Origin of the sequence: Bacillus alkalicellulosilyticus (genome assembly GCF_002019795.1) — a bacterium.
GTDB lineage: Bacteria > Bacillota > Bacilli > Bacillales > Bacillaceae_F > Bacillus_AO > Bacillus_AO alkalicellulosilyticum.
In genome coordinates this window covers 1,989,706-2,001,872 of the sequence record NZ_KV917381.1, presented here as the reverse complement: position 1 = coordinate 2,001,872, position 12,167 = coordinate 1,989,706, and the positions used below count along the sequence as shown (strand labels likewise).

The window sequence follows — 12,167 nt, the reverse complement described above, 5'->3', positions numbered from 1 at the left end:
TTTATGCCAAACTCATTGATAAAAGTGGAAGAACACCACTTTTACTTTGCCAAACTCGGAAGTACACCTTATTCGAAGAAGTTATTGGTAACAGAGCAAAAGCGCCTCTGTTACTTTGCCAAACTCAGAAAAGCGCTGAGTTTGGCTACTACTTTCCTGTTACTCTTGATTTGTCGTTTTTGTTTTCGTTGAATGCGACCATAATGGCTTCTTGTTCAGCTAGACCTTCTGCTTTTACGCGGTCAATTGCTTCTAGCATTCTCTTATAGTCTCTTGGAATAACTTTGACAAATTTCGGTAGAGTCTCATTCCAGTTTTCAAGTACTTCGCTTCCACGTGTACTGTTTGTATACTCAACATGTTTTTCGATTAAACTTTTCACATAGGCAATTTCTTTAGCATCTGTTAATGACTCAAGTTGAACCATTTCTTGGTTACAAGATTTCGCGAAATCTCTCTTTTCATCAAGAACGTAAGCAATACCACCTGACATACCGGCTGCAAAGTTTTTCCCTGTTGTGCCTAAGTTGACGACGCGTCCACCCGTCATGTATTCACAACCATGGTCACCGACACCTTCCACGACAACATGAACTCCACTGTTACGTACACAGAAACGTTCACCCGCTACTCCAGCAATAAAGGCTTGACCCGCAGTTGCACCGTAGAATGTCGTGTTTCCGATAATCACATTCTCTTCTGCTTTGAAAGACGATGTCGCAGGAGGATATACGATAATCTTACCACCTGATAATCCTTTTGCTAAATAGTCGTTGGCGTCTCCTTCAAGGGTTAATGTCATTCCTTTTGGAACGAAGGCACCAAAACTTTGTCCGGCTGAGCCTTTAAAGTCAAATGTAATCGTATCTTCAGGTAATCCCTCTGCTCCGTAACGTTTACTTACTTCACTTCCAACAATTGTTCCAGAGACACGGTCCGTGTTTTTCACAGCTATTGTCGCACGTACTGGGGTTTTATCTTCAAGAGCTGGCTTGGCAAGGTCAAGAAGAGTTGTATAATCTAACGATTGCTCTAATTGATGGTCTTGCTCCATTGATTTAAAGTTTTTGCTACGGTCTTGTGTTGGTTGGAATAAAAGACTGCTTAAATCGATTGTTTGTGCTTTCCAGTTTTCAACATCCTCATTTTGCTTCAGGACGTCAGTACGACCAACCATTTCATCGATTGTGCGGAATCCTAGCTGAGCCATATATTCACGCATTTCTTCTGCGATAAAGTACATAAAGTTCACAACATGATCAGGAGTACCCATATACTTTTTACGTAATTCAGGATTTTGTGTCGCAATTCCTACAGGGCATGTATCAAGGTGACAAACACGCATGATTACACAACCTAACACGACTAGTGGGGCCGTTGAGAAAGCAAATTCCTCAGCTCCTAATAATGCAGCCATCACAACGTCGCGACCTGTCATTAACTTCCCGTCTGTTTCTACTGAAATACGGTTACGTAAGTTATTTAACACTAGGGTTTGATGAGTTTCAGCTAGGCCTAACTCCCATGGTAAACCTGTGTGTTTAATACTAGTTCTTGCTGCTGCACCTGTACCACCGTCATACCCACTGATGATAACATGGTCTGCTCGACCTTTAGCAACACCTGCTGCAATTGTTCCAACCCCTGTACCAGAAACAAGCTTTACGCTGATTTTTGCGGTTGGGTTCGCATTTTTCAAATCATGAATTAATTCTGCTAAATCTTCAATCGAGTAAATATCATGATGTGGAGGAGGTGAGATTAGACCAACACCAGGTGTTGAACCACGTACTTCTGCCACCCATGGATATACTTTATTACCAGGAAGCTGTCCACCTTCACCAGGCTTTGCTCCTTGTGCTACTTTGATTTGAATTTCATCAGAGTTTACTAGATAGTGACTTGTCACACCAAAACGACCTGATGCTACCTGTTTTATCGAGCTTCGGCGTGAATCTCCATTTGAATCAGGTGTGAACCGAGCAGGGTTTTCTCCACCTTCACCTGTGTTGCTCTTACCACCAATGCGGTTCATTGCAATCGCTAAGGATTCATGAGCTTCTGCACTAATTGAACCAAATGACATCGCACCCGTCTTAAAGCGTTTTACGATGGACTCTACAGATTCAACTTCTTCAAGAGGAACTGGAGTTACTTTATCGGTAAAAGCTAATAAGCCACGTAAACTTGTTTGTTCTTTTGTTTGCTCATCAAGCGCTTTTGAATATTTCTTAAAGAGACTATAGTCCCCTTTACGACAAGCATGTTGAAGCAAATGAATTGTGTGTGGGTTGTATTGGTGAGGTTCACCATTACGTCTCCATTGTAAGTCATCACCTGGTTCTAATGTCTTATCTCCACTTTCTTGGTCAGAAAAAGCTCCTTCATGACGTAGTAACGTTTCTTTGGCAATCATCTCTAGCGTTACTCCACCGATACGAGATGTCGTCCAAGTGAAATACTCATTAATTACTTCTTCAGAGATACCAACCGCTTCGAAAATTTGAGCTCCACGGTAACTTTGGATTGTTGAAATTCCCATCTTAGATAGAACCTTCATCACGCCTTTTGTTACCCCTTTAATAAATGTTGACACGGCTTGAACATAAGAAATGTTATCAAGTAATCCGCCTTGGATAAGCTCATCGACAGTATCAAATGCAAGATACGGGTTAATGGCCTCAACCCCGTACCCAAGTAAAACAGCAAAGTGATGAACTTCACGTGGTTCGCCTGACTCAAGGATAATGCTTACTTTTGTTCTTGTTCCTTGACGCATTAAGTGATGATGTAATCCAGCAACTGCTAATAATGAAGGAATTGCTGCACTTTGCTCATCCATGCCTCTATCCGTTAAAACAAGTAATGTTGTTCCTTCTGCAATTGCCTCATCTGCTTTTGCAAACAAATGATCAAGTGCTGGCTTTAATCCTTGAACTCCTTCTTTCACTGCGAAAAGAATAGGTAGTGTTTTAGATTGGAAGCCTTCTAATTTATTGTTCCGAAGCTTTGCTAATTCTTCGTTTGTAATGACAGGGTATTTTAATTGAATGTGACGGCAGCTTTCTGGTGTTGGTTGTAAAAGGTTTCCTTCCGCACCAATCGTTGTTTCTGTTGCCGTTACAATTTCTTCACGAATCGCATCAATTGGTGGATTCGTAACTTGAGCAAACTGTTGCTTGAAATAATTATATAGGAGCTGTGGTTTTTTCGATAACACAGCAAGTGGTGAATCATACCCCATTGAACCAATTGGATCAACACCAGATGATACCATCGGGATTAACATTTTTGAAACTTCCTCATACGTATAACCAAATGCTAATTGGCGAGAAAGTAATTTTTCTAAATTTGTATTTTCAACATTAGAAGTTTCTAATACTTGGTCAAGTTCAAGCATGTGTTCTTTAACCCATTCTTGATACGGTTCTTCGGAAGCAATTTGTTGTTTAATTTCTTCATCTGGAACGATGCGACCTGTCACAGTATCAACTAATAGCATTTGACCAGGACGAAGACGGTCTTTATATGCTACGTTTTCTGGAGCAATATCAATTACCCCTACTTCAGACGACATAATAATGTAGTCATCCTTAGTGACGTAGTAACGAGAAGGTCGTAAACCATTACGGTCAAGCGTAGCTGCAATTTGGTCTCCATTTGTAAACACAATAGCAGTAGGTCCATCCCAAGGTTCCATTAATGTACTATGATATTGATAGAATGCTTTTTTCTCAGGATTCATGTCCTTGTCATTTTGCCAAGGTTCTGGAATCATCATCATTGCAGCATGAGCCATCGTTCGGCCTGAAAGCGTTAAAAACTCAAGGGTATTGTCAAACATAGATGAGTCACTTCCGTTTTGGTCAACGATTGGACGGATTTTGGTCATATCCGCGCCAAATAATGGTGAAGCAAACATAGCCTCACGAGCGTTCATCCAGTTAACATTACCTTTTACCGTATTAATTTCTCCGTTGTGAATCATAAAACGATTTGGATGTGCTCTTTCCCAACTTGGGAATGTATTTGTACTAAAACGAGAATGCACTAACGCTAACGCTGTTTCAAATGTAGGCTCGTTTAAGTCTAAGTAAAATTGGTTAACCTGTTCAGTCGTTAACATACCTTTATATACAATTGTCTTGCTTGAAAAGCTGGTAAAGTAAAAAGAATGATTATCTACAATACTTGAACCAATTTCATTTTCAGCACGTTTACGTATCACATATAATTTTCTTTCAAAGTCTTGGTCATGAGCAAGGCTCTGGTCACGACTAACAAATATTTGTCGAATATAAGGCATTGCTTTTAAAGCTGCTGCACCAAGCATCGAATGGTCGACTGGAACTGTACGCCAGCCAAGGACCGCTTGCCCTTCTTCGTTAATAATCGTTTCAATTTGTTTTTCAGCTTGTAATCTAGTCTTTTCATCTTGAGGCAAAAAGATCATACCTACACCGTATTTACCTGCCTCTGGCAGTTCAATACCTGAAATAGTACAGGCAGACGTAAAGAAACGATGAGGAATTTGCACTAAAATTCCAGCCCCATCACCTGTATTCACTTCATCCCCTTGACCACCACGGTGTTCGAGGTTACGTAACGTATGCAAAGCATCTTGAACGATTTTGTGTGATTTTTCCCCTTTAATATGTGCTAAAAAGCCAATTCCACAGTTGTCATGTTCAAACTGAGGATCGTATAGGCCTTGCTTATTTGGTAAGCCATGCAATTTCATCAAGCATCAACCTCTCCCCACAAAAGTTAATTAAATCCGCCAACATATGAGATTAAACTAATATATTTTTGCGATTAATCTAATATACATGATAATATCATTATTCTGACATTACGGCAAACAGAAACTTTAAGGAAATATGGTTGCAAACGCTTTCTTCAAAGGTTTTTATAATATTTAGTAAATATAATTAACTCATATTTATAAGTTTTTATGTAGTTTTATGCAAATAACGGTTACAAGAAATATATGACAAGCGCTTTATTTATCATACTTTCACGAAATATCCACTGATTTTTACACATTATTTTGATGATACATGTATAAATTTTTTCTACAATCCAAAAATGAGATGAAAAAAGCGCGCGGAATGAATTAATCCGCACGCTTCACTTTTTCTGTTTTTATTTGTATTTTTGCCAATCAAGATCACTTTCTTCCAATAACTCTTCAAACGATTTGTTTTTTTCTTTTTCTTTCCGTTCTTCAATTCGTTGTAATCTCTGTTGTTCCGCTGTTTCAGCTTCTTGTTTTTTCATTACTTCTGCTGTTTTTTTCAGTTTTGCTAATACATCTTCTGAAATTCTACCCCTGATTTCCCAATTTTGATCGTTCTCTTTTTTATGCTTTTTCACTCTAAATTCCCCTTTTCTTGTTATGTATCCTAAGCGTATAATCGACATCGTTCTTCTTTTTACCGTAAAAATTATAAGTTCTCTCAAAAAAATGAACCTTTCCTTCATAATCGAAGGTAATAATTGTTGAGGACCGAGTACCATAATTTCCTTTATTGATAAACATTGAAGATAGCCAGCGTTCCATCTCAATGCCAACCCCTGTGTCAGGAAGTAAATGGTCTTCTGCCACGACATGGTCTGATAATCCACCAAGTAAGCATTCAAAAAGGTCATCACCTGTTTTTTCATTACACGTTTCAAGTAGGGTTTTTCCTTTTCTCACCTTTGGCCAATCTGAATGTAATAACGCATTACTGAAACTGTAAGTTCCGGGAATGAGCTTTTGAAACTTTTCACTTCGATTGGAATGATAAAAAAACTCCCGACCATCCCATAAAAGTAGATTAAATCCTTGATATTGTGTTTTCGTTTCTTCTATAAGAATGCCATACTCTTTGGCACTGAAGGAAGAGTTCAAAAAATTAGAGACTAGCTTCCCACGTGATTTTGGATTTTCTATTGTGACTTGGTCTCGGTAGTTTGTTAAAGCCGCAAAGCGACCTTTCTTCGTCACCCCAAGCCATGTCCCATGTGACACTAAATCTTTTCCTGCTAGGATGTGAGGAGCGTCATTCCAATATGCTGCTGGTGCAGTAGCTCTATCATAAAATTCATCACGATTTGCCGCCACCACCAATTGATATGTAGGATGCCTCTCAAACGAAAAGTTGATTAAACACATACTATTCACCTTATTTCTGTAGGACTCGCTTTATTTTATCACGGAATGCATCGTAAGACATAAAGGATAACTTGTCTATGGAGAGTGAACATTGGTATAATTTGTACCATAACAACATATGAAACGGACACAAGAAATAAACGTACATATAAGTATGAGAATCTGAACCGTTGGAGGAGAAAAAAATGAGTGAATACACAAAGCTAATCACCGAGTACAAGGACAATAAAGATATAGATAAAATTTTAGAGACACTTGGTGGTCTTGGAGAAAAAGAACAAAAGGAAGCTGGAGAATCGCTAGAAGCGTTAAAAAGACCCGTTAAAGAAATGATGGCACAGCAGGATAATCAGCTCCCTACCCAACTTCATCAGCTTAAAGAAATTGTTTCTGAGCTAGAACCTTCCTATCTACAAGAGAATTCTTGGCAAAAGATGATGAACAAATTATTTCGTCGTAGCCCTATTGAACAGTTTGCGAAGAAATACCAGACCGTTGAAGCCCAAGTTGACCAGATTATTGAAGGTTTGTTGAGTGGCAAAGATAAACTACAAGAAGATACGATTATGCTTGAACAACTTCGTGTTGTCGCAAGAGAGCGAATTGTAGGCTTAGAGGGACAAATTGACACAGGAAAACAATTGAATTCTATGTTAGAAGAAGAGTTGACGAATGAGGACAATAAAGACAACATTAATGCACTTCAAAAAGGTCAACAAAAAGTCATCTCCCGAGTTAAAAACATGTCCCAGGCGATTATGGTGCTACAGCAATCGATTGCCTCTGTTGATATTATTATTGAAAATAACGATAAGCTAAAAGAAGCGATATTCAACGCAATTACCATGACCAAAAACATCATTACAGTAACGGCATCGATACAGTTAGCGCTTGGAAATCAACGCAAGGTCATTAACGCAGTCCAAAACGTAAACCAAGCTACCGAATCGATGTTGTTGTCAAATGCTCAATTGCTAAAAGAAAATACAGAACAAACGTTAAAAACATTGGAAGAACCAGCAATTGCCATTGATACGTTTAAAAAAGCGTATGATGATGTGTTTTCTGCGATACAATTAACAGAACAATCGAATGAACGTATTATTGCGAGTGGAAAGAAATTTATTGCTGAGATGGATGACTTAAATAAACAAATGAAAACAAAACTAATTGGTCAATAATCCACCTCTCACAAAGGAGAGTCTTATCAATGTTCAAAGATTTTATTGACATGCCATGGCTCCAAAGCTTTCTGCCCGACCGCATGCGCACTGTTGATGATGACATTTTATCAGAGCCCGCGTCTCTTCAGTTAATTCAAGAAACAGAAAGAATACTAGATAAGTTGATTGAACAATCTAGCAAATATCAATCGAATCGAACCATTAATAAAAAATCGATTAACTTTAAAATAACGATTAAAATAAAAAAGAAAAAAATCTTAGTGCAAATGCAGGATTTACATCAAAGTCATGCACCCGTCAAAAAACGGATTTATATTGAATGCTTCCGCAAATATTTTAAAGCTGTTGATGGAGTAGGAAAATGTGTGGATTCAACAGTTCATTACATTCAAAACCGACGTACGTATGTCCGTAATGTGCGTAAGTCTCCCTATATGCAAGCGATATTTTATAAAATTGACATGCTAGACGATGCACTACTAGGGCAGCTTGTCACCCATAATAAAGCTCCACTTTCTCCAGTTCCACCCACTTCATCTTCTCGAGAAGTGGATTTGAAAAAAAATGAAGAAGTCAAGCTTCTTCTTATGGAAACAAAGCGGTTTTTGCAACACAAAAATTCGATTACACTTGACCCAATACTTGAAAATCGTTTAAATCAAATCTTTAAGCATACTGATAAACTGATTCCGCAGTTTGAATTACTCGATATTGAAGATCGGTATACAGTCAAACGAATGTTTCGTGAGGATATCCCTAACTTACTTCACACGTATCTATCCTTGTCGAAGGAAAACCAACTACAACAAAAGGAAAACATTTTTATCGCATTATCAAAAATGGAATTGACAATTATTCGATTAACAGAAATATTGGAAAAAAATAGAATCGAACGAATGAACCACCTACTAAAGTTAAACGAAATACGGTATACAAATAAATAAAAAAGCGACAAAGTCGCTTTTTTAGAAGCAAGGAGCGTAGCCACTGCCTTTTTTAAAGAGTTTTACAAGTGCCTTTCTTGTAAAACACGCGCAGTGTGCGAAGCCCTTGCTCTTTTCTGTCTAACCACATAAATTTCTATCTTAATCTTACCTAATCAAAAAAGCTTGCCGTTTGTCTACCTATATAGACAAACGAACAAGCTTTTTTTGTTATTTAGCTTTTAAAACACCAGTTAAATATTTTTCTATTTTATTTGTCACTTCAAAAACGGTATGAGCTAGCTCATAATTTTCAAATGCATGTTCACATTCGGTTTTATATTCTAATTCTTCATCATAGTGACTCATATGAGCATCAATGACATCTTCTGCGTCACCACGTTCTCTTTGACGCTGGATTACCGTATCGCGGTCAGCATACAAAAATAAACGAATGACCTTATCCCCATAAAGCCCTTTAAGAATATCCGCACCTTCTTTATTAGATACTAAATAAATACAGCCGTTTTTCTCAAACTTTTCAGCTACTTCCGATTCCTTAATCCCATATAAATGACCATTTATTTCAACTTTTTCAATAAACTCATTGTTTTCTTCAGCTTTCATAAAGTCTTCTCTCGATAAATAATGGTAATCAACATCTTCTGTTTCATACGAGCGCTTTGCTCTTGTTGTAGAAGAGATAACTCCTTGCATATGTAATGTGTCGCCAACTAATCGAGCAACTGTTTTCCGACCTGAGCCATCTGGACCCGTAAACACAAAAATCATTTCCTTTTCTTTTAAATCATACATGTAAAAAACGCCTCCCCTAATTTCATACAAAATATAGTGTTGGTGAAAAAGTAAAGTCCTGGAGCTCTTCGGATGTATTCCAGTTACTCTAACAATTCGTCATGACTAGTCAGATCTCCTGCTTTTTAAGGCACCCTCTTTTATTTCGATGTAAAACAATAAAAGATTCAGAAAACTTTTTGGAGAATATCCAGTTTCAGGTACTTGCGGAAAAATAGTAGAAATGACTATAATAGTATTAACAGAAAGAAAAAAATTATGTTAGACAAATTAGAGATGACTATACATTACTAGAGTAAAAGAGAGGGTTTTCATGGACCGAAAAGAAGCACAATCACTGATCGGAAAACAGATTATTGTTCAAGAACACCAATCAGGTGTTTATTATGCAGAGTTAGTAGATGTCATTGTTCAGCCTAGAAAGCCTTGGAGAGGACTAGTTAAAATCGTTGGTGTGAAACAGCTACCAGCTCAAACAAGTTCGTTAGAATTCAAGCTTACACCCCCAGTCTATCAAGATGGAGATGTAATTGAAATCCACTCAGGTAAAATTGAAAAATTAACAAAAACACCTTGTCAGTCCTACCAAGATTCTTTGGTAAAAGCGATTGAAAAAGAAATTGAAAACTGTAACAAGAAACAGCCCAGTAACGTTACTGGAATTGACGAATTAAAATCGTACTTAAATTCAGTTCAATCCGAACCACTTAAAGAAGCTGTTGTCAAAACCAGTAATAATCATCCTTATTCTTTATTACTTCAAGAACTTGAAAAACCGGCACTTGATACACTTGAAAAAGCACTTGGAACGTTTGAACTGACTCATGATAATATCGTTTATTGCCATAATTCTTTTACAAATCATCCGCTCCAAGAAAGCTTAGCGATAGTGGGAGTAAACTTTATTACATATCAAACAAAGGAACAAGTTGTTAGTGTACAACACCACTATGAACGAAAAGTCGTCAATGCCCATCAAGATGTTATTTATGACCGCTTTGAATTTACAACAGAGTCTGGTAAGCGTTCTATTATTATGTATACCAACGAATTTTCAAGAGACAGATAAGTATGTGGAAAAACCACCATGTGTAAAGCCCGTTGTGAGTGTTTCTCACAACGGGCTTTATGGCGAGTGAAACCATTGCAAATGGTTTAGCTAGTTTTATTGCTCTCTTTTTTTTCATACGTATACCATTGTAAGAATGCTTTACTTTCCTTCTCACTTACATCGACAACTGAAAATGTTTTTCCAATAATGCTTGATAACACCGAAATATCAATCGACGCAAGTCTCCGATAACGTTGAATAACCGATTGGTGAACATCAGCGGCTTCAATTCGTTTTTTATGAACGATAACCAACGTTTGGTTGATTGAGCGAAAACGGAAGTAAATCGATTGTTGATCATATCCAACACCCGCGTCTTTGTATTGCCAATACCCTAACCCAATTACTAACGGAAGCAGAAAAAATCCATATTTACCAAAGGAGGTAAAATAAGTCAACACTGATATGATAATCGTTGGAAGTAAACCGATTCGTAATAAATACCGTAGAGCTGCTCTCTTTGGAATTGGATTGATATCCAGGGATACGTCGTATGTAGGAATAAGGTGTTGCATGACCGACCTTAGTTGTTTTTGATGCAACAAAGGGATAAGGACTGTTGAAAATTGTTCGTCACTTGAACCTCCACCTTTGCTTTCGACGAAAATGGTTCGGAATCCAAAAGGTTGTCTCAGTGGGCTACTAACAATACGGACAGCTGTAATCCGATTCACATTTAACGTCAATTGTCTCTTTTCTAGTAAGCCACGTTCAATGATAATATCATTGTCTTCTTTCGTAATTGTAAAATTAGCGTATTTAATGACCATCAATCCAATTGATATCAACCAAGCCAATACAAATAAAAACGCTAAGGATAGAATTAAATAGAAAACAGATGTATCAAAGATATATTCCACCGATCGATTGTACAGTGTTTCTGGGATAAGTACTTCTATCTGTGAAAAGATGGCTAGTAAAGCAGATAACACAATCCCAACACTACTTGAGGTGGCTGCAGCAATTACAAGGTCTGAAAACGGAAGCTTCCACGTTGTTTTTTCGGATTTCTTTTCTTCAATTTGCTCGACTTCATCATTTTCTAGTTCATTAGATGTTCGTTGTAATAATGCCTCTCGTAATTCAGCGGCTTCTTTTTTTGTAACAGCCAGCAGTTCAAGTTCAGGTTCTGCCCCTCCTCCCGCTGTCTCAATTTTCACTTTAACTAACCCAAAAATCCGCTGCAGGACACCTGCAGTAACATCAATGCTTTGGACTCGTTCTTGCCGTATGTAGCGTGTCTTTTTTACAAAAATCCCCTTTTTCGTTGTTAACTCTCCTTCGTATAGAGTGTAACGAAACGTAAGCCAATAAAATAGGCCATAAAGAAATGAAAACAATAAGGACACACCAGCTATCGTGTATATATTAAAAATCGAAGTCGTTCGGAATCCACCAATGAAAACACTAATAATAATTGGAAAGATAAATCCTTTAAACGTTGATAAAAAAGACAATACTATCGTTGCACTATGTAATCTCTTCCATTCATTCATCTTCGTTAGCCACCATTGCTAAGGATGAAATGATATCACGAAGTTCATCAGCCTTTTCAAATGTAAGGGCCGGAATCCGATGAACTGTTGCTGCTGTGGAAATGGTCACTGTTGCGAGTCCATATTTTCGTAATATCGGACCATGTTCTGTATCAACATGTTGGACCCGGATCATCGGAACCAATGTGCGACGAATGACAAATACACCACGTTGCAAATCAATTTCATGTTCATGAACATTGTAGCGCCAACGTTTCCAGCGAACTTGAGGAATCACAACAATATTAATGATGCTTTGAATGATAAAGCCTATAATTAGTACCCAAAGTATCCATACAGGTAATGAGAAAAAATAAAGCACAACCCCATACCCAATCGGAAATAGAGCGAAAAATAACGCATCGATACTTGCTTTAATTCTCCACACCGGGAGTGCTTTCTTTGAAATCTGTTCTGAAGGAGCAGGACGCACTACAC

Annotated in this window: 9 protein-coding genes; 3 read left to right on the top strand and 6 right to left on the bottom strand. The window is 37.7% G+C overall.

Features of this window, described 5'->3' with window-relative positions; translation table 11 throughout:
* Positions 1-148: 148 nt before the first annotated feature.
* The 3 genes from gltB to BK585_RS10200 all read right to left on the bottom strand — a co-directional run bounded on the left by gltB (position 149) and on the right by BK585_RS10200 (position 6,160).
* Positions 149-4,741, bottom strand: a complete 4,593-nt coding sequence (gene gltB / locus BK585_RS10210; protein ID WP_078553349.1) for a glutamate synthase large subunit — start codon at positions 4,739-4,741, stop codon at positions 149-151.
* A gap of 404 nt (positions 4,742-5,145) precedes the next feature.
* Positions 5,146-5,376 (bottom strand): YqkE family protein, encoded by a 231-nt coding sequence (locus tag BK585_RS10205; RefSeq protein ID WP_245805813.1) that lies wholly within the window; start codon positions 5,374-5,376, stop codon positions 5,146-5,148.
* 1 nt (position 5,377) lies between these two features.
* Entirely contained in the window at positions 5,378-6,160 is a 783-nt protein-coding gene (locus BK585_RS10200) for an NRDE family protein (RefSeq protein ID WP_078553347.1), read from the bottom strand.
* Positions 6,161-6,345: 185 nt separating this feature from the next.
* Here BK585_RS10200 and BK585_RS10195 point away from each other — a divergent pair, with 185 nt between their 5' ends.
* Together BK585_RS10195 and BK585_RS10190 are read left to right on the top strand one after the other, a co-directional pair.
* Positions 6,346-7,341 (top strand): toxic anion resistance protein, encoded by a 996-nt coding sequence (locus BK585_RS10195; protein WP_078553346.1) that lies wholly within the window; start codon positions 6,346-6,348, stop codon positions 7,339-7,341.
* A gap of 29 nt (positions 7,342-7,370) precedes the next feature.
* On the top strand, positions 7,371-8,288 hold the full coding sequence (locus BK585_RS10190) for a hypothetical protein (RefSeq protein WP_078553345.1): 918 nt from the start codon (positions 7,371-7,373) through the stop codon (positions 8,286-8,288).
* Between the two features lie 210 nt (positions 8,289-8,498).
* Here BK585_RS10190 and BK585_RS10185 read toward each other — a convergent pair whose 3' ends face one another.
* Positions 8,499-9,083, bottom strand: coding sequence for a guanylate kinase (locus tag BK585_RS10185; RefSeq protein WP_078553344.1), 585 nt, complete (start codon positions 9,081-9,083; stop codon positions 8,499-8,501).
* 313 nt (positions 9,084-9,396) lie between these two features.
* On the opposite strand from BK585_RS10185, the gene BK585_RS10180 reads away from it, so the two are divergent.
* Positions 9,397-10,152 (top strand): DUF2777 family protein, encoded by a 756-nt coding sequence (locus tag BK585_RS10180; protein ID WP_078553343.1) that lies wholly within the window; start codon positions 9,397-9,399, stop codon positions 10,150-10,152.
* An 86-nt stretch (positions 10,153-10,238) separates the two neighbouring features.
* On the opposite strand, the gene BK585_RS10175 is transcribed toward BK585_RS10180, so the two are convergent.
* Together BK585_RS10175 and BK585_RS10170 are read right to left on the bottom strand one after the other, a co-directional pair.
* Positions 10,239-11,690 (bottom strand): PH domain-containing protein, encoded by a 1,452-nt coding sequence (locus tag BK585_RS10175; RefSeq protein ID WP_078553342.1) that lies wholly within the window; start codon positions 11,688-11,690, stop codon positions 10,239-10,241.
* Positions 11,683-12,162 (bottom strand): PH domain-containing protein, encoded by a 480-nt coding sequence (locus tag BK585_RS10170; RefSeq protein ID WP_078553341.1) that lies wholly within the window; start codon positions 12,160-12,162, stop codon positions 11,683-11,685. Before BK585_RS10170 ends, BK585_RS10175 begins: the two co-directional genes overlap by 8 nt.
* Positions 12,163-12,167 lie beyond the last annotated feature (5 nt).